The sequence below is a fragment of the Streptomyces sp. UF-297 genome (assembly GCF_058245575.1).
The window spans coordinates 130,399-147,942 of sequence record NZ_JBSIBZ010000010.1 but is presented as its reverse complement, the minus strand read 5'-3'; the positions used below and the strand labels follow the sequence as shown (position 1 = coordinate 147,942).

Here is a 17,544-nt window from a genome sequence, read left to right as displayed (position 1 = left end):
CAAGGGCTGGAAGAACTTCCTCGGCCAACCCGGCATGGGCCAGCTCTACTTCGCCGACATCAACGGCGACAAAAAGGCCGACCTCATCGTCCACGAAACCAACGGCAACATCAGCGTACGCACCAACAAGGGCACCTACTTCGACTCCGGCACCGCCTGGAGCAAGGGCTGGAAGAACTTCCTCGGCCAACCCGGCATGGGCCAGCTCTACTTCGCCGACATCAACGGCGACAAAAAGGGTGACCTCGTCGTCCATGAGAGCAATGGCAACGTCAGCGCGCGCCTGAACAAGGGCACTTACTTCGAGATCTGGAAGCTCATGGGCTGGGTCTGAGAGCCGAACAACACGTCGGTGCCGACGCCCTCCAGCGCCGCGCCGGCTTCCGGTCGTAGTCGACTCGTGGTCGACCGCACCCACCAGGTGAACGAATGAGAGAGATGACATACATGAGTGAGGTATCCATGTCGCAGTCCCCTGTCAGCCGACGGTCCGTGCTCGCCGCGGCCGCTGCCACGGCCGCCGGAGCATCCGTGATATCGGGGCTGGCCGCTCCCGCTGCCCACGCCTCCGGCATCGGCGACCATTTCCGTTCCAATACGGAGCTGTACACCAAGCTGGCGGGCAAGGAGGGAATCGAGTACGCCCGTCGCTACAAGCGCCACGAAATGCATGACGCCAGCCTGAGCCAGGCGTACCCGTACAACCGTACGACCATCATGGCGATGCACGGTGGCGGCATCGAGGCCGGTACCTCGGAACTGTGCCTGGGCATCGCCGGGTACGACCCGAAGACTTTCGAGGTCAGGCCGGCGGGCGGGCCCGTACACGACTACTGGATGTTCGAGGGGCTGCGCAACAGCAACAACCGCGAACTGCACGTCACCGCGAAGAACTGCGACGACCATGTGGCGCTGTCCATGGCCGCCTCCAGCCTCAACGTGCTGAGCCTGCACGGCTGCAGGTACGACCAGTGCGGACTGCCGGCCAGCAACCCCAAGGGCGTGGTGATCGGCGGGCGCAACCCCGCCTTCCGGCGCTTCCTCACCGAGGAGCTCAAGCGCGCGGGCTTCCAGACCGTCGACGGCGCCAAATTCCCCGACCTCAACGGCGACCACGAGAAGAACCCGTGCAACCGCACCATGCTCGGTATGGGCGGCCAGCTGGAGCTGACCACCGAACTCCGCCAGAGCATGTTCGGCACCTTCACCCGCGTCGGGCGCCCCGGCACCGCCAACGAGGAGGCCTTCTGGCCCTTCGTCGAAGCGTGCCGCACGGCCATCGCCCGCCTCGAAGCCACCCAGCCCGTGCACTGACGTCTCGGCGTGCCGCGCTCGGGCAGGTCTTCGCCTGGGCGCGCACGCCGTATGGCCGTTCGGAGAGACGACGTGCTGTCCTTGCGGCCGGGCCGGGCCAGGCCGGGCCGGGCCGGGCCGGGCAGGCGCCGGGCCCGGCCAACGCCTTGTTCATCAGCGCTGCTTCCAGGCCATGGGACGGCAGCCGGAGGGGATCACATGCGCAGATCACACAGACCGTTCAGTTCACGCGGCCGCCGGCAGCTGAGGCGGCTCATCACCCTGGGCGCCGCGCTGACCGCCACGGTTGCCGCATTCCCTGCGGCCAGCGCGTCGGCCGATGTCGCCGGCCGGGCCTCCGCGTCCGCGCCGGACTCCACCGGCCAGGAATGGGCCCTGAAGTCCGAGGCGAACGGCAAGTACGTCACCACCGAAGCAACTGCTCCCGGCGCCCGGAGCGGGAAACTGCGGGCCAGCGGCGACCAGGTCGGCTCGCCGCAGCGCTTCACCCTGCACACCACCGACAGGGGCACAACGGTGAGCCTGCGCTCGGTGGAATCCGGCGGCTTCGCCAGCGCCGAGGTCAACGACCCGGGACACCATTACGGCATGCTGCGCGCGCGGGCGCCCAGGATCGGGGGCTGGGAGAAATTCGAGCTGGTCTCCCAGGGCGGCGGCCGCTACTCCCTGAAGTCCCAGGCGAACGGGAAGTACGTCAGCGCGGAGGTCAGCAACACCGGAAACGACTACGGTCTCCTTCGCGCACGAGCGGACAGGGCCGGGGCCTGGGAGCGCTTCACTCTCGAAGCCGTGAACACGGCCACATCGCCGCCCCCTCCCGCGCCCGCGCGATCCGCGCGGCTCCAGCTCATGACGTGGAATGTCTGCGGCAACAACAACACGCACTGCGGCAACTACCGTGTCAGCGGTGAGCAGTTGGCGGCAGAGCTGGCGAGCCGCCTGCGCCCTTCCGGAGAAACCTCGGAACCGGACGCCGTCTTCCTTCAGGAATTCTGCGAGAAGCAGGCCGTCCCGGTGCAGAAGAAGCTCGAAAAGGTCACCGGCCGCACATGGCGCATCGGCTTCGCCCCCATCACGTACAAGGACGCCTCAGGGCAGTTCCTCCTGCGCAAACAGTGCGATACCTCGAAGGACGGCACCGACCGTGGCGCCTACGGCGTAGCCCTGGCCATGGTCACCGCCCCGGGCGAGGGCGCCTCGTTCCAGCACTACGACCTCCCCTCCCCTGAATCCAGCCCCAAGGTCGGCAAGACGGAGCAGCGTACGGCCCTGTGTGCCGCTGTGCCCAGCCGCGCACTCCATTTCTGCACCGCCCACTTCAGCGCGGGCGGCCCCAACTACGACGACACGGACGGGCGTTACCGCCGAGCCCAGGCGGAAAAGCTGTTGCAGGTCGCCGACCAGCCCGGCTACCGGCCCGTCCTCGCGGGCGACTTCAACGTCGTCCCGCCGGACGCCCCCTACGGTGAATCCCCCTTCGTCCTCGAACCCGTCTACGCGCGATACCGGGAGTGCGCCCAGCTCGGCAACCCCGGCGCGCCCCGTGACGGCACCCCCACACTCGGCGGCGGACACCCCATCAAAATCGACTACCTCTTCGCCCCCAAGAACGCCCCTTTCGCCTCCTGTGCCCTCTCCCCCGATATCGCACCCTCCGACCACCACACCCTCTATGGCACAGTGACAATTCCAGCAACCTGATACAACTGCCCCCAATTCACCTGCCCCAAGACGTTCAAGGACAGATTTCGTGACTGGCATACGCCCCCGCACGGCGCGGATCACCGCATTCGCCGCAGCCGCTCTCGCGGCAGGCGCTCTGACCGCCACCCCTGCACAGGCCGTTGTGGGCACGCCGGCCGAGGACGGCGCCTACCCCTTCACCGCGCAGCTCTCCATCGGCAACGACGAGGGCAGCACCCGAGGCTGCACCGGCGTCCTGGTCGAATCGCAGTGGGTCCTCAGCGCCGCCGGCTGCTTCGCCGACAGCCCCGGTCAGGACCTTTCGGTCCCGGCGGGCAAGCCCAGGCTGAAGACCACCGCCACCATCGGTCGCACCCACCTCACCTCCGGCTCCGGCCAGGTGCGCACCGTCGTCGAGCTGGCCCCGCGCGCCGACCGCGACCTGGTACTGGCCCGCCTCTCCAGCCCCGTCACCGACGTCACCCCCATCCCCCTGAGCACCACTGCCCCCGCGGCAGGCGAGAGGCTGCGAGCCGCCGGCTTCGGCCGTACCAAGGACGCCTGGCTGCCCGACCGCCTGTACACCGGCACCTTCGCCGTGGACGCGCCCAGCGCAACCGGCCTCTCCACCACGGGCGACAACAACGCCAGCATCTGCAAGGGGGACACCGGCGGCCCGCTCTTCCGGGACAACGCCGGGCGCTACGAGCTCGTCGCCGTGAACAGCCGTTCCTGGCAGGGCGGTTGCCTGGGCACCGACGACAGCGAGACGCGCACCGGCGCGGTCTCGTCGCGCACCGACGACATCACCGACTGGATCCAGGACGTCGTCCGCAGACTGGCGATCAAGTCCGAGGCCAACGGCAAGTACGTCAGCGCCGAAATCCAGGACAAGGGAAAGCTGCAGGGCAGGCTGCGGGCCCGCAGCAGCAGCGCCGGTGCCTGGGAGCGCTTCACCCTCCAGCGCAACGGCGACGGCACCGTGAGCCTGCGCAACGAGGCGGCCGACCGGTTCGTGAGCGCCGAGGTCTCCGACGCCGGCGATCACAACGGCATGCTCCGCGCCCGCTCGGACAAGGCAGGCGCCTGGGAGAAGTTCGAGCTGGCCCCCCAAACGGACAAGGGCCCGGACGCGTACGCCCTGAAGTCCACCGCGAGCGGCAAGTACGTCAGCGCGGAGGTCACCAACTCCGGATCCGAGTACGGCCTCCTGCGAGCCCGCTCGGAGCGCGTCGGCGCCTGGGAGCGCTTCACCCTCCAGCGCGTGGACACGCTCCGTCTGGCGCCGTCCGCCTGACGGTTTCCCCCGCGCCCGCAGGGCCCCGCTTCCTCGAGGGAGCGGGGCCCTGCGCTGTACGAAGTCGCGCCCCTGCCGGAGCCCGTCCCGGCGGCACCGGCTCAGCGGACTCCCACGGACTGCAGGGCCTGGAGCTGGCTCGTGGTCGGCTGGGCCGGGAAGAGGAGGTAGCAGATGCCGCCGGTCGCACCGACGACCTTGCCCTCGGCATTCTTGCGCTTGGTCCTGAGCCAGATGTTCTCGAACTGGCGGCGCTTGTAGATGTGGCGGACGGCTTCGTTGGTGGGCGAGTTGGGGTCGTTGGCGATGACGTCGCCGGTTTTGGTGAAGCCGATGACGGTCATGAGGTGGCCTGCCGTGCCGTAGCCGGCGCCGTCCAGTTCGGACTTGATGAAGGACTGGGAGGTGATGAGGGGGATGCCCGCCTTGATGAGGCGTTCGGCCTCGGTGAGGGACTGGAGGCGGGTGACCACGCCCTGCATGTCCTTGTACGTGGCGGCGTAGGCGGTGTTGAAGGGCCAGTTGCCGCAGCCCGCGTACTGGTAGTCGTAGGTGAAGCGGGCGGCGTGGCAGACCTGGGGGTCGGCGTAGGCGGGGTTGACCCAGGCGAGGTCTTCCTTGGTGGGTTTGCGGCCCCAGTACTCGATGATCATCTGGGAGGAGGTGGGGCTGCACCAGGCCTCTCCCCCGTTGTCGTACTCGGGGTACTGGCCTTTGTGGATCTCCTGGGAGTAGCGCGGCACAGGCAGCTCGTGGCCCTTGGGCAGGCCGGGCTTGGAGGCGGGGACCTCGAAGCGGTCGGGGACGTCGGAGCCCATGGCGCCCAGGCGCCAGACCTTGGGGGTGGCCGCGCTGCCGGGCTTGCGGTAGAGCGTGAGGCGCAGTTCGTAGGAGGCCAGGCGCAGGCCGCTCGCCGGGTTGTCGATGGCGAAGGTGTCGGTGGAGATGCTGCTCCTGCCGTCCTTCTGGTCGTCGACGGAGGTGCGGCGGATGTCCTGGTCGCCGGCGGCCCAGCGGCCCATCACGTACCAGGGGGTGGGCTTCTTGTCGCTGTAGGTGCCGCGCAGTTCCACCGCGATCCAGGTGCCGGCGGGGGTGGCGGCGTTCCATGAGGCGACGAGTTCGGTGGCGGGGACCTTCAGTGCGCGCACCGGGGAGGTCCAGGTGGCGTACTCCCAGCGGGCCGTCTTGCCGGTGTGCGGGTCGAGGTAGTCCACCGTGCCCGCCGGGCGGTCGATGAGGACGCCGGGGCGTCCCTCGTCCGCGACGCGGGTGCCCCGGCCCTTGCCCTGGCGCCAGTCGGCGAGGGTGGTCCAGGCGCGGTAGTCCACCAGGGGTTTCGCCCCGGCGGCCGCGCCGGCCGACCCGTCGGCCTTGCGGGCGGGTCCTGCGGCGTGCGCCAGGGGTGTGGCGATGCCCGCGGCGGTGGCGATCGCGGCGGCCAGCACGGTACGGCGGGGAGCGGATCTGCTCATGGTGGAGGTTCCCCCAGTCGGAAGCTCGGAAGCGATGAGGTGGGCCGGAACGGGAGCTGTGGAGGGGTTTTTCGGCACGGCGGTGCGCGCCGCACGTGGCCCGGCGAAGGCCGCGGTGCGGTGGCTCAACTATCCCGGTTGGGCGCGGCCGCGGGCCAGCGGTCGGGCGCGCGTCGTGTCGGCAATATTGGTGTGGACCACTGTCGTACGCTGGCGCGATGGATCACCACCTGGGCTCGCTCGCCGACCGGCTGCTCACTCTTCCGGCCCGCTGCGGGCCCGTGCGGATGGTCGCGGTGGACGGGCACGCGGGGTCGGGCAAGAGCACCTTCGCCGGGCTGCTCTCGGAGGCTCTCGGCGGGGCCGATGTGATCCATCTGGACGATCTGGCGACTCATCAGCAGCTCTTCGGGTGGGCCGATGCCTTCCAGGAGCAGGTGCTCGGGCCGCTCTCGCGCGGCGAGCCGGCGCGGTACCGGGTCTATGACTGGGTGCGCCGCGAGTTCGGCGGGACGCGAATCGTCCGGCCCGCTCCGGTCGTCCTCGTGGAGGGGGTCGGCGCCGGCCGCCGCGCACTGCGGCCGTATCTGACGTGCCTGTTGTGGATGGAGCTGACCTGCGAGGTCTCCTGGGAAAGGGGTCAACTGCGGGACGGCGAAACCCAATCGGCCTTCTGGGCTGGCTGGATTCCGGCGGAGCGCCGGCACTTCGCCACCGATCCTTCCCGCCCGTACGCGAATCTCCTGGTGCACCAGAGGCAGGTGGGGTATGAGGTACTTCCGGGGCCCGCTGAGGCGCGTCGATCCCCCCATACTCGTCACTCTTCGTAGTGGACCACAGTCGGTGCGCAGATGACGGCCGACAGGCTCCCGCCGAGTCCCTCAACTCGGCTTGACCTGGGGGGCGTACAGGACTTACGTTCTCAATGTGCGGTTCTGACGGACCGCCCGCAGATGCGAAGCCCCCGGTTGTTCCCCCGTGATCGGGGGCTTCGTTCTGCGCCACGCGAGAAACGATCAAGGTCCTCGGCAGTCGCCCCTCACCCTGGGTCACCGCCCCCTTCACGCCGCTGAGCGGCCCCTTCCCCTTGGTCTCCTCCCCTGCGCCCCCCTTCGGCCCGCACCCACGCCGCGGGTACGATGCGAGTCTGTGCCACCGAACGACGCGTACGAACGCGAACCGAAGAACGCGACACGACGAGCAACTCCCGTCCACAGCACGACGGTTCGGACACGCTGCGGCCAGGCACTCGCCCGGCGGCACACCACGGGGGACGTTTTGTGGGGGACGTGATGGATTTCGGCACGCAGGGCACACACGCCCCGGCCGAACTCGCCTGGTTGCGCGCGGTCGACGCCTACACGATGGGCGCGTACGCGCAGGCCGAGGAGGAGTTCCGGGCCGCTGTACGGGCGGACCCGTCCATGGCCGACGCCTGGCTCGGCCTGCACGCGCTGCGCGCGGACACCACCACCGCGCTGCTGCGCATGTACCGCCACCGCGACCGATTCGGCGAGCAGCGCGCCCGGCACCGACGCACCCTCAATTCGTGGTACTGGCTGGGCTGGTGGGTGCAGCCGGTGCTGGAGACCGGCCGGGACCTGCTGCTGGCGCACGCCTCGCACTGGCTGGACGGCCGCCATGTCGCCGAGCTGGACCAGGCGCTGGCCACCTGCCCACCGGTGGACACCGACGCGCAGGTACGTTTCCTGCACGCCTGCCGCGCCTACCTGGTCAAGGACTGGGAGCAGCTGGTGCGGCACACCGACCCGCTGCTGGACGACCCGCTGCTGGGCATCGAGTCCGGCCTGTTCGGCGGCATGGCCCGGGTGCGCCTGGAGACGTACGGGCAGGCCGAGCCGCTGCTGTCCGCCGCCCTGATGCGCTGCCGCAGCGAGCAGCCGCAGCGAAAGGAGCTGCGCTACTGGCTCGCCCGCGCCCACGAGGGCACCGGGCGCAGCGCCGCCGCGCTGCCGCTGTACCGCGCCGTGCACCGGGTGGACGCCTCGTTCATGGACACCGCGGCCCGGCTCGCGGCCATCGCCGAGGGCGACGGCCTGGAGGGCACCGACCTGGCCTCGGTCTCCGCCGGGCTCGGCCAGGAGGTGGCCGGTGACCTCGACCCGCTCTCGCCGCTGGATCCGGTGGACGGGCGGGAGCTGCTGGCGACCACCGACCCGGAGGGCCCGGAGAGCGAGGCGACCGGGGTGCCGCTGCCGGACGCCGACACGGTCGTACGGGAGAAGCCCGGCAAGTCCGGGGACTCCGGGAAAGCGGGCGTGCCCGGGCCGCGCGGCGCCGATCTGCTGCCCTCGGGGCCGTCCGACCCCGTACTCCTGGAGCAGGCGCTGGCCGAGCTGGAGCGGATGGTGGGCCTGGAGCCCGTCAAGCGTCAAGTGCGGGCGCTGTCGGCCCAGTTGCGCATGGCGCGGCTGCGGGCGAGCCAGGGCCTGCCGGTCCAGCCGCCGAAACGACACTTCGTCTTCTCCGGTCCCTCGGGCACCGGCAAGACGACCGTGGCCCGGATACTCGGCCGGGTGTTCTACGCCCTGGGACTGCTGGGCGGCGACCACCTGGTGGAGGCGCAGCGCGCCGATCTGGTCGGGGAGTTCCTCGGCCAGACCGCCGTGAAGGCCAATGAGCTGATCGACTCGGCGCTGGGCGGGGTGCTGTTCGTGGACGAGGCCTACAGCCTGTCCAACTCCGGCTACAGCAAGGGCGACGCGTACGGCGACGAGGCGCTGCAGGTGCTGCTCAAGCGCGCCGAGGACAACCGCGACCGCCTCGTGGTGATCCTCGCCGGCTACCCGGAGGGCATGGACCGGCTGCTGGCCACCAACCCCGGCCTGTCCTCGCGCTTCACCACCCGCGTCGACTTCCCCAGCTACCGGCCGCTGGAGCTGACCGCCATCGGCGAGGTGCTGGCCGCCGAGAACGGCGACCACTGGGACGAGGAGTCGCTGGAGGAGCTGCGCAGCATCAGCGGCCATGTGGTGGACCAGGGCTGGATCGACGAGCTGGGCAACGGCCGCTTCCTGCGCACCCTGTACGAGAAGAGCTGCGCCTACCGCGATCTGCGCCTGTCCACCTGGACGGGCACCCCCACCCGGGAGGACCTGGCCACGCTGCGGCTGCCCGACCTCATGCAGGCCTACGGCGAGGTCCTCTCGGGCCGCGGTCCGATCCCCGGGCTGCCGGGGCCCGATCCGCAGGGGCCGCCGCCGCTGTGAGCCGAGCCGGTGGCGGCCGCCGTGACGGCCGTTGCGCGGGCCGGAGTTCGGCGCCGCCGCCCGGGGCAGCGGCACCCGCCCGGAGTTCAGCGCTGCTCGCGCAGGGAGTCGGCGAAGCCCGTCACCAGCGCCCGGACGGCGAAGTCGAAGCGCTCCTCGTCATCGGTGCCGCGGCCGGTGCGGACCGCCTCGGTGATCAGCGGGTACTCCTCGGCGTCCAACTCGGCCAGGAACTGGGCCGAGCCGGGCCCGGAGCGCCGGCTCACCGGCCCCGTGCCCGCCTCGGCCGCGGTGTGGCCCACCACGAAGACGGTGAGGGAGTTCAGCACGTCCAGCGCCCGGCCCACGGCGAATCCGGCCTCCCGCAGCGTCCGCAGCCCGCCCTCGACCGCCCGCAGCGTCGTCGGCGTCACCACCGCGCGGGTGGTCACCAGCGGCAGCACGCCCGGGTGGCACAGCAGGGTCTCGCGCAGCGAGTGCGCGTAGGCGCCGAGCGCCTCCTGCCAGGGTCTGCCGTCGGACACGAGCGGGGCCGTGCGCTCCAGCACCCACTCCACCAGCCCGTCCAGCAACGCGTCCTTGTTCGGGACATGGTGATAGAGCGTCATCGCCTCGACGCCGAGTTCGGCGCCCAGCCCGCGCATCGACAGCGCGGCGAGCCCCTCCCGGTCCACCAGCGCCACCGCCGCGTCCAGCACCCGCTCCCGCGTCAGCCCCGCCCGCTCACCCCGCGTCCGCTTGCGCGCCACGCCGCCTCCCAACCTGCCGCTCCCCGTGCGTACCGGCCCCGACCTTCTTACGCCGTAAGGGCAGGCTACCCGATCACCGATGCTTACGCCGTAAGAATTCCGGACCGCCCGAAACTTACGACGCAAGAAATGACCACACCCTCCCCCGGGCGGGCATTTCTGTGTACGGCACATCCGGGCGGGCCGGACAAGGAAAGCGGAGAATGTTGCCGACGACATCCATTCCGCCGTGCGTGCGGCAACTCGGCAGCAAATCGAGGGGCGTTCACTCCCTTTCCCGTCGAGGCATATGCCTGGGAATATGCGCATGCAGCAGGTGCCCGGATTCCCGGACGGGGGTAATTGGTTGAGAGGCGTACGGACGGAGTGCGGGATTCAGGTGGCGGCTACGGTGCGTCACCTGTGCCGCGGAGAGGCGCGGCCGAAAACGGAACCTACCGTGCCGCCACAGCGGGGCGAGCCGGGCCGGTTCCGCATCGTGTCCCCGGATCCGGAGCGCGCAACGGCGCCCCTGCCGCCGGTCGACCGCCATCGGTCCCCCTCCCCCGAAGCCCCCTTTGAGACACCTAAGGTGTGACCCGTACGGCCGCCGCTACGCCCAACCTGCCACTCTGTGTCACATAAAGCGCAATCCTCGGCAGGAGTTGACGAATCCGTAAATCGATCATTGCCCGTCAGTAGGGCCACCCTGTCAAAGTTCCGCCATGGAAAATTCCATCCTTCGAAACTCGCCGCTCTTCCAACTCCGGGTCGATATCACCGTTTCGGCCTCCCCGGAAAAGATCTACTCCCTCGTCAGCGATATGCCACGCACCGCGGAATGGAGCCCGGAATGCGCAGGCGGAGAATGGGCTTCCGGTGAACCGGCGAAAGTGGGGGCGATCTTCCGCGGCAAGAACGTCCGCAGCCACGACGTGGTCGCCTGGGCGCCGGTGCCGCGCGGCACCTGGTACAACGAGTCCGCGGTCGTCGCCGCCGAGCCCGGGCGTACCTTCCGCTGGGAGGTGCTCACCGACACCGGGGAGAGCCAGGACTGTGTGTGGGGCTTCGACATCGAGCCCACCGAGAAGGGCGCCCTGCTGGCGCACCACTACCGGATGGGCACGGTCAGCCCGGGGATCATGCGGTTCACCAAGGGCCTGGACGAGGCCGGCAAGAAGCGCTTCGTGGACGACTGGACCGACAAGCTGCGCCTGGACATGCGCGTCACGGTCGAGCGGGTGAAGGCCGCGGTCGAAGGATGAGCCCCACGGTGCGGGCGCGCACGAGCCGAGCAGCGCGTTGAACCCGGCACACCCAGCAGACCCGGCGCATCCAGCACCCTCACCGCACGGCACGACGGTGGCCGCTCCCGCTCCACCGGCCCGTCCCGCGTCGGTGTGCGTGCTGGTCCTGTGCGCGCTGCTGGTCGTCATGCAGGTGTACGTGTCGATCCCGCTCGCACCGGTGGTCGCCGCCGATCTGGGCTCCGGCGCCGCCGCCACGGCGCTGGGCCTGGCCTACTTCGCGTACGCGGGCGGATTCCTGGTCTTCGGGCCGCTCTCGGACCGCTACGGGCGCAAGGCCGTCCTGGTCCCCGGCATGGCGGCGGCCACCCTGGCCACCCTCGCGCTGGCCTTCGCGCCCAACGTCCAGACGGTGGCCGCGCTGCGGCTGGTGCAGGGCTTCGCGGCGGGCAGTTTCTCGCCGGTGGCGCTGGCCTACTTGCGCGAGGCGCTGCCCGGCCGCTCCGCCGTCATCGCGATCGGCGCGATCTCCACGACGAACTTCGTGGCCGCCATCACGGGCCAGGTCTACGCCTCGGCGGTGGCCCTGGCCTGGGGCTGGCGCTGGGTGTTCGGGCTGGCCGCCGCGGCCCTCGGCGTCACCGTCCTGGCGCTGGCGGCCGTGCTGCGCGAACCGCGCCGGGCCGCCGAACCGGTCTCCGCAGCGCAGCGGCTGCGCCAGTTCACCGAGCTGCTCACCCGGCGCAGACTGGGGCGGCCCTGCCTGGCGGTGTTCACCGTGCTGTTCTCCTTCGTCGCCATGTACGCCGCGCTCGCACCCCACTTGAAGGACTACGGGCTCGACCAGAGCGACCTGATCCCGGTGCGCCTGGGCGCGCTGCCCGGCGTGGCGGTGGCCCCGTTCGCGGGGGCGTGGGTGACGCGCTTCGGCGATGTGCGCATCGGCGTCGCCGGGTTCGCCCTCTCGGCGCTCGGCCTGGTCGGCGAGGCGACGTCCGGATCCTCCATGTGGGCGCTGATCGCGGCGAGCAACGTCTTCACCGCCGGGGTCGCGGTCACCGCGACCGCGATGGTCACGCTGTTCAGCGACCGCGCCGCGCCCCTGCGCGGGGCGGGCACCTCGCTGTACGGGTTCGTGCTCAGCCTCGGCGCCAGCGCGGGACCGTACACCGGTCACCTCGGGCTCGGCTTCACCGCCCTGCTGCTGGTCCTGGCCGCTGCGCTGCTGACCGGGGCCGCCCTGGTGGCCACGGGCGGCCCCGGTCGCCCCCGGAGCCGGGCCGCGGGCGGGGCGGGCGGGCTGACCCGGCGCCGGGTGGGGTGATCAGGGGCAGGGTCGGTACCCGTGGTCACCCCGTCCGGGAAACGCTGTCAGGGCCTCAACGTCCCTGCAGGGACTTGACGTTGTTCCCGAACGACCAGGCCTTGGAGCCGTCCCAGTTGATCGACCAGGTCATCAGGCCCTTGAGACCGCCGCTGTAGGTGTTCCAGGCCTGTGCGACCAGGCCGGGCGACATATAGCCGCCGCCCGCGCCCGGCTGCGCCGGCAGGCCCGGGACCTGCTTGTCGTAGGGGACCTTGATGGTGGTGCCCTGGACGACCAGGCCCTTGTTGAGGCAGTCGGTCTGCTTGGTGAAGCCCTGGACGGTGCCGGCGGAGTAGGAGTCGCCGGAGCAGCCGTACATGCTGCCGTTGTAGTACTGCATGTTCAGCCACCACAGGCGGCCGTTGTCCGCGTACTTCTTCACGATCGGCAGGTACGCGCCCCAGATCGAGCCGTAGGTGACGCTGCCGCCGGTGACGTAGGCGGTCTCGGGGGCCATGGTGAGGCCGAAGTTGGACGGCATCTGGGCCAGGACGCCGTCGATGATGCGGATGAGGTTGGACTGCGAGGCGGAGAGCTGGTTGATGTTGCCGCTGCCCACCAGGCCGGTCTCGATGTCGATGTCGATGCCGTCGAAGTTGTACTTCTTCAGGATCGGTACGACGGTGGCCACGAAGCGGTCGGCCACGGCGCTGGAGCTGAGGTCGATGCCGGCCGCCGCGCCGCCGATGGACATCAGGATCGTCTGCCCGGACGCCTTGGCCTGGCACATCTCGGCGGGCGTCGCGACCTTGACCGTCGCGTCCATCCCGTCCTCCCACAGGACGGTGCCGTCCGAACGGATCACCGGGAAGGCCGCGTTGATGACGTTGTAGCCGTGGTAGCGGATGCGCGGGTCGGTGATCGGGGTCCAGCCGAACGGCGGGTGCACGCCGTTGGCCGCGCCGTCCCAGTTCTCCCAGTAGCCCTGCAGCACCTTGCCCGCGGGTCTGGACTTGACCGCGCAGGTCTCCTCCCGCGGCGCGGCCGTGCCCGGCGCGGCGCCGGCCAGCAGCTGCACGGCGAAGGCCACCGCCAGACCGACCCCCAGCAGACGCGATGTCCGACGGATCATGACGCACTCCCTTCTCGCCATGACAGGCCGTCACCGGTGGGTGCGGCGTCCACGGCGGTCTGGCTCCGGGTGAGGTGGTGGGAGAGACAAGTGGCGCGATGGGGCACACGGTAAGTTGGTCCAGACCTACCGTCAATAGGTCTGGACCAACTCCCTTGTGTGCGGCGGCCCTTGCCCTCCGCGCGGCGCGTGGCCACCTTCCGCTACGGGGCGTCCTTGCGCGGCTTGCCCTCGTCGACGATCTCGGCGTCCACGACCTCGTCCTCGGCCGCGCCCTCCGGCCGCTCCTCGCCCGCCTCGCGCCGCTGCCGCGCCTCCCCGTAGACGGCCGCGCCGATCTTCTGGGCCGCCGCCGACGCCCGGTCCATCGCACTGCGGATCTCCTGCGCGTCCCCGCCCTCGATCCGCTCCTTCAACTCCCCGATGGCACAGGTCACTTCGGTGCGCACCTCCTCGGGGATGCGCACCTGATCGTCCGCCAGCAGCCGCTCGGTCCCGTACACCAGCTGCTCGGCCTGGTTGCGGGTCTCGGCGGCCTCGCGGCGCCTGCGGTCCTCCTCGGCGTACTGCTCGGCCTCGCGCATCATGCGGTCGATGTCCTTCTTCGGCAGCGCGGAGCCGCCGGTGACGGTCATCTTCTGCTCCCTGCCCGTACCCAGGTCCTTGGCGGTGACGTGCATGATGCCGTTGGCGTCGATGTCGAAGCACACCTCGATCTGCGGGATGCCGCGCGGCGCCGGCGGCAGACCGGTCAGCTCGAAGACACCGAGCCGCTTGTTGTACGCCGCGATCTCCCGCTCGCCCTGGAACACCTGGATCTGCACCGACGGCTGGTTGTCCTCGGCCGTCGTGAAGATCTCCGAACGCTTCGTCGGGATCGTGGTGTTGCGCTCGATGAGCGTGGTCATGATGCCGCCCTTGGTCTCGATGCCGAGCGACAGCGGGGTGACGTCGAGGAGCAGGACGTCCTTGACCTCGCCCTTGAGGACACCGGCCTGCAGCGAGGCACCGATGGCCACGACCTCGTCCGGGTTCACACCCCGGTGCGGCTCCTTGCCGGACAGCTCCTTGACCAGGTCGGCCACCGCGGGCATCCGCGTGGAGCCGCCCACCAGGATCACCTGGTCGATGCCGGCGACCTTGACGCCCGCGTCCTTGACCGCCTGGTGGAACGGCGCGCGGCAGCGGTCCAGCAGATCGGCGGTCAGCTGCTGGAACTGCGTACGGGTCAGCTTCTCCTCCAGGTGCAGCGGACCCTCGGCGGAAGCGGTGATGTAGGGCAGGCTCACCGTCGTCTCGCTGGTGGCCGACAGCTCCACCTTCGCCTTCTCCGCGGCCTCGCGCAGCCGTTGCAGCGCCATCTTGTCCCGGCCCAGGTCGATGCCGTGCCCGGCGCGGAACCGCTCGACGAGGTGGTCGACCACCCGCTGGTCCCAGTCGTCGCCGCCCAGATCGGTGTCCCCGGAGGTCGACTTCACCTCCAGGACGCCCTCCCCCATCTCCAGCAGCGAGACGTCGAAGGTGCCGCCGCCCAGGTCGAAGACGAGGACGGTGTGGTCCTTGCTCTTGTCCAGGCCGTACGCCAGGGCCGCGGCCGTCGGCTCGTTGACGATCCGCATCACCTTCAGGCCCGCGATCTCACCCGCCTCCTTGGTGGCCTGGCGCTGGGCGTCGTTGAAGTACGCCGGGACGGTGATCACCGCGTCGGTGACCTGCTCGCCGAGATAGGCCTCCGCGTCCCGCTTGAGCTTGTGCAGCACCCGGGCGGAGATCTCCTGCGCGGTGAAATGCCGCCCCTCCACCGAACCGCTGGGCGGAAAGCGCCAACTCCCGTCCCCCATCTGCCGTTTGACCGACCGCGCGGTGCGCTCGACGTTGGTGACGGCCTGCCGCTTGGCGACCTCGCCGACCAGCACATCGCCGCTCTTGGCGAAGGCGACGACCGACGGTGTGGTCCTGGCGCCCTCGGCATTGGTGATGACGACGGGCTCACCGCCTTCGAGCACACTCACCACGGAGTTCGTCGTTCCCAGATCGATCCCGACCGCGCGCGCCATGCCGGCTCTCCTCTGTCTCGTACGCTCCCGTTCGTGCCCGTGCGTGCTCCTGCGCCCCACGCACCCCGGTCCGCGGGTCAAGAGGCCCGCCGTACGGGCCCGCCCGCCCCCTTCACCTGCGTAAAGAACCCAACGCGCCTTGTCAACACACCCTTTGGGCCCGGCCACCGGGGCGCCCGCGGCGCCCGGCCCCGTTCAGGTGCCCCGCTGCCCCTCGTCCCACTCCCGCACCGATGGGGCCGCCTCCATCCGGCGCGCCACCCGCGTCTTGGCCGCCGGGTCCAGGTTCTCCGGCAGCGCGCGGAAGGCGGTGGGCAGCACATCGAGGGTGCCCAGCAGCTCTTCGCCGGTGCGCACCGTGAGCAGCAGCTCGCACCGCCACTGCGGGGAGTGCTCGGGGAGGTGGCTCAGCCAGTGCACCAGCACGGGGTACAGGTAGTGGGTGGCGTCCCGCGCCACGTGCCGCGTGAGCCAGTCCATCGTGAGCCGCCGGCTGAAGCCGAGGTCGAGCGCGTCCTGCATCAGCCCGAAGAGCTGTCCGCTGTCGATGGCCCGGATCGTCCGCGGCAGGATTTCCATCACCCGGGAAGTCTCTCAACCGCCGTGCCCCGGGCCCACACCGCACCCCGTGGCCCTGGCAGTCTTCGGCCATGTGTGAATCCTCCCTGCCCGGCGGCGCGGTCAGCGGCGCCGTCCGTGTCGGCGCGACCGTCCGCCGCGCCCCGCCCCCGCGCGCGGCCTTCGTCCACCGGCTGCTGGCCCTCTTCGAGCGGCACGGCTGGGCCGGGGCGCCCCGCTTCCTGGGCCTGGACGCACAGGGCCGCCAGATCCTCGGGCACATCGCGGGCCTGGTGCCCTGGCAGGCCGGGGAGCAGGAACGGGTGCGCCACGACGACGCGCTGGCGGGGGTGGCCCGCCTCGTGCGCGCCTTCCACGACCTGACCGCGGGCTCGCCGCTCGCCGCCGCGCACGAGGTCGTCTGCCACAACGACCTGGCCCCCAGGAACACCGTCTACGCCCCGCGCGGCGGCGCCCCGCTGCCGGTGGCCTTCATCGACTGGGACCTGGCCGCTCCCGGCGACCGCGTCCACGACCTCGCCCATGTCTGCTGGCAGTACGTGGACCTCGGCCCGCGCCTGACCGACGTGCCCGAGGCCGCCCGCCGTATGCGGCTGGTCTGCGACGCCTACGGCCTGGCGGACCGCTCCCGGCTCCTGGACACCGTCCTGTGGTGGCAGCGGCGCAGCCGGCTCGGCATCCGGGCGGCGGCCGAGGCCGGCGACCCCGCCATGCTGCGCCTGCGGGCCCGGGGCGCCGTCGAGGAGATCGGCGCGGCGTACGCCTGGGTGTCGGCGCACCGGGCCGAACTGGCCGCCGCCCTGCGGTAGTCGGCCGGTACCCCTCCCGTCCCGCCCCGGCTGCTACTCGTCCAGCAGGCAGCCCAGGGTGGCGCGCAGATCGGCCGGTTCGCGATAGTGCACACCCGTCATGCCGAGCGCGACGGCGGCGTCGACGTTCTCCGGGCGGTCGTCCACGAAGACGCAGCGCGTGGCCGGCACCCCCGCCCGCTCCAGTGCGATCTCGTAGATCCTGCGGTCCGGCTTGGCCACCCGCACCCGGGCGCTGCTGACCACGTGGTCCGCCAGCCCGGTCAGGCCCAACGCCGCGATGTCCTCCTCCAGTTGCAGGGTCGCGTTGGTCACGAGCACCACCGGCACCCGGGCCCGTACCCGCCGCAGCATCTCCACGACCGCCTGGTCCGCCCGGAACGGCGCCCGGGCGAGCGCCTCCCCCAGCTGACGCGCCCGCTCCGCCGGGACCTGCCCGTTCAGCCCCCGTACGATCGACTCCATCCACTCGGTCTGGGTGATCCGCCCCAGATACAGCGGCTCGTCCAGCTCCGGCGCGAAGGCGATCTTCGCCGTGGTTCCCTGCGCCAGGCCCACCGCCCGCTCGATCCGGGTCACTTCCCCCGTGTCGTAGAAGCGGATCACATTGTCGAAGTCGCACAGCACCGCATCGAAGGGCCTGTCGTCACATGTTCTGGCAGCCGTCACCGCACCTGCATAACACAG

General features: G+C 70.8%; 15 protein-coding genes. 9 read left to right on the top strand and 6 right to left on the bottom strand.

Features of this window, described 5'->3' with window-relative positions; translation table 11 throughout:
• The 4 genes from AC4IJH_RS09120 to AC4IJH_RS09105 form a co-directional block, all read left to right on the top strand.
• The coding region (locus tag AC4IJH_RS09120; RefSeq protein WP_490851051.1) for an FG-GAP repeat domain-containing protein at positions 1–334 on the top strand (334 nt) is incomplete at its 5' end.
• A gap of 113 nt (positions 335–447) precedes the next feature.
• Positions 448–1,314, top strand: coding sequence for a poly-gamma-glutamate hydrolase family protein (locus AC4IJH_RS09115; protein WP_490851050.1), 867 nt, complete (start codon positions 448–450; stop codon positions 1,312–1,314).
• A gap of 198 nt (positions 1,315–1,512) precedes the next feature.
• Entirely contained in the window at positions 1,513–3,015 is a 1,503-nt protein-coding gene (locus AC4IJH_RS09110) for an endonuclease/exonuclease/phosphatase family protein (protein WP_490851049.1), read from the top strand.
• A gap of 49 nt (positions 3,016–3,064) precedes the next feature.
• Positions 3,065–4,294, top strand: a complete 1,230-nt coding sequence (locus AC4IJH_RS09105) for a trypsin-like serine protease (RefSeq protein WP_490851048.1) — start codon at positions 3,065–3,067, stop codon at positions 4,292–4,294.
• 101 nt (positions 4,295–4,395) lie between these two features.
• On the opposite strand, the gene AC4IJH_RS09100 is transcribed toward AC4IJH_RS09105, so the two are convergent.
• A complete protein-coding gene (locus AC4IJH_RS09100; protein ID WP_490851047.1) occupies positions 4,396–5,769 on the bottom strand; it encodes a C39 family peptidase in 1,374 nt (457 codons plus the stop codon).
• A 218-nt stretch (positions 5,770–5,987) separates the two neighbouring features.
• Between AC4IJH_RS09100 and AC4IJH_RS09095 the strand changes: the two genes are divergently transcribed.
• A complete protein-coding gene (locus tag AC4IJH_RS09095) occupies positions 5,988–6,599 on the top strand; it encodes a uridine kinase family protein (protein ID WP_490851046.1) in 612 nt (203 codons plus the stop codon).
• Positions 6,600–7,061: 462 nt separating this feature from the next.
• Positions 7,062–8,999, top strand: coding sequence for an AAA family ATPase (locus AC4IJH_RS09090; RefSeq protein WP_490851045.1), 1,938 nt, complete (start codon positions 7,062–7,064; stop codon positions 8,997–8,999).
• Between the two features lie 86 nt (positions 9,000–9,085).
• Here the strand turns inward: AC4IJH_RS09090 and AC4IJH_RS09085 are convergent, their stop codons facing one another.
• Positions 9,086–9,748: a TetR/AcrR family transcriptional regulator C-terminal domain-containing protein gene (locus tag AC4IJH_RS09085; RefSeq protein ID WP_490851044.1), complete on the bottom strand. Its 663-nt coding sequence runs from the start codon at positions 9,746–9,748 to the stop codon at positions 9,086–9,088.
• A gap of 704 nt (positions 9,749–10,452) precedes the next feature.
• Here AC4IJH_RS09085 and AC4IJH_RS09080 point away from each other — a divergent pair.
• Together AC4IJH_RS09080 and AC4IJH_RS09075 are read left to right on the top strand one after the other, a co-directional pair.
• Positions 10,453–10,992, top strand: coding sequence for an SRPBCC family protein (locus AC4IJH_RS09080; RefSeq protein ID WP_490851043.1), 540 nt, complete (start codon positions 10,453–10,455; stop codon positions 10,990–10,992).
• 97 nt (positions 10,993–11,089) lie between these two features.
• On the top strand, positions 11,090–12,298 hold the full coding sequence (locus AC4IJH_RS09075; RefSeq protein WP_490851042.1) for an MFS transporter: 1,209 nt from the start codon (positions 11,090–11,092) through the stop codon (positions 12,296–12,298).
• A 55-nt stretch (positions 12,299–12,353) separates the two neighbouring features.
• On the opposite strand, the gene AC4IJH_RS09070 is transcribed toward AC4IJH_RS09075, so the two are convergent.
• From AC4IJH_RS09070 to AC4IJH_RS09060, 3 genes are all read right to left on the bottom strand, one after another.
• Positions 12,354–13,412 (bottom strand): chitinase, encoded by a 1,059-nt coding sequence (locus AC4IJH_RS09070; protein WP_490851041.1) that lies wholly within the window; start codon positions 13,410–13,412, stop codon positions 12,354–12,356.
• Positions 13,413–13,615: 203 nt separating this feature from the next.
• On the bottom strand, positions 13,616–15,469 hold the full coding sequence (gene dnaK / locus AC4IJH_RS09065; RefSeq protein ID WP_490851040.1) for a molecular chaperone DnaK: 1,854 nt from the start codon (positions 15,467–15,469) through the stop codon (positions 13,616–13,618).
• Between the two features lie 195 nt (positions 15,470–15,664).
• A complete protein-coding gene (locus AC4IJH_RS09060; RefSeq protein WP_490851061.1) occupies positions 15,665–16,048 on the bottom strand; it encodes a hypothetical protein in 384 nt (127 codons plus the stop codon).
• A gap of 71 nt (positions 16,049–16,119) precedes the next feature.
• On the opposite strand from AC4IJH_RS09060, the gene AC4IJH_RS09055 reads away from it, so the two are divergent.
• Positions 16,120–16,857 carry a phosphotransferase family protein gene (locus AC4IJH_RS09055; RefSeq protein WP_490851039.1) on the top strand — a complete coding sequence of 246 codons (738 nt, stop codon included), beginning with the start codon at positions 16,120–16,122 and terminating at the stop codon, positions 16,855–16,857.
• A gap of 33 nt (positions 16,858–16,890) precedes the next feature.
• Here AC4IJH_RS09055 and AC4IJH_RS09050 read toward each other — a convergent pair whose 3' ends face one another.
• Positions 16,891–17,526: an HAD-IA family hydrolase gene (locus AC4IJH_RS09050; RefSeq protein WP_490851038.1), complete on the bottom strand. Its 636-nt coding sequence runs from the start codon at positions 17,524–17,526 to the stop codon at positions 16,891–16,893.
• Between the last annotated feature and the right edge of the window lie 18 nt (positions 17,527–17,544).

Excerpts from the sequence above, each read along its gene's own strand:
- AC4IJH_RS09115 (WP_490851050.1), top strand. The coding sequence starts at position 448 with ATGAGTGAGGTATCCATGTCGCAGTCCCCTGTCAGCCGACGGTCCGTG.
- AC4IJH_RS09110 (WP_490851049.1), top strand. The coding sequence starts at position 1,513 with ATGCGCAGATCACACAGACCGTTCAGTTCACGCGGCCGCCGGCAGCTG.
- AC4IJH_RS09100 (WP_490851047.1), bottom strand. The coding sequence starts at position 5,769 with ATGAGCAGATCCGCTCCCCGCCGTACCGTGCTGGCCGCCGCGATCGCC.
- AC4IJH_RS09095 (WP_490851046.1), top strand. The coding sequence starts at position 5,988 with ATGGATCACCACCTGGGCTCGCTCGCCGACCGGCTGCTCACTCTTCCG.
- AC4IJH_RS09090 (WP_490851045.1), top strand. The coding sequence starts at position 7,062 with ATGGATTTCGGCACGCAGGGCACACACGCCCCGGCCGAACTCGCCTGG.
- AC4IJH_RS09080 (WP_490851043.1), top strand. The coding sequence starts at position 10,453 with ATGGAAAATTCCATCCTTCGAAACTCGCCGCTCTTCCAACTCCGGGTC.
- AC4IJH_RS09070 (WP_490851041.1), bottom strand. The coding sequence starts at position 13,412 with ATGATCCGTCGGACATCGCGTCTGCTGGGGGTCGGTCTGGCGGTGGCC.
- dnaK (WP_490851040.1), bottom strand. The coding sequence starts at position 15,469 with ATGGCGCGCGCGGTCGGGATCGATCTGGGAACGACGAACTCCGTGGTG.
- AC4IJH_RS09060 (WP_490851061.1), bottom strand. The coding sequence starts at position 16,048 with ATGGAAATCCTGCCGCGGACGATCCGGGCCATCGACAGCGGACAGCTC.
- AC4IJH_RS09055 (WP_490851039.1), top strand. The coding sequence starts at position 16,120 with ATGTGTGAATCCTCCCTGCCCGGCGGCGCGGTCAGCGGCGCCGTCCGT.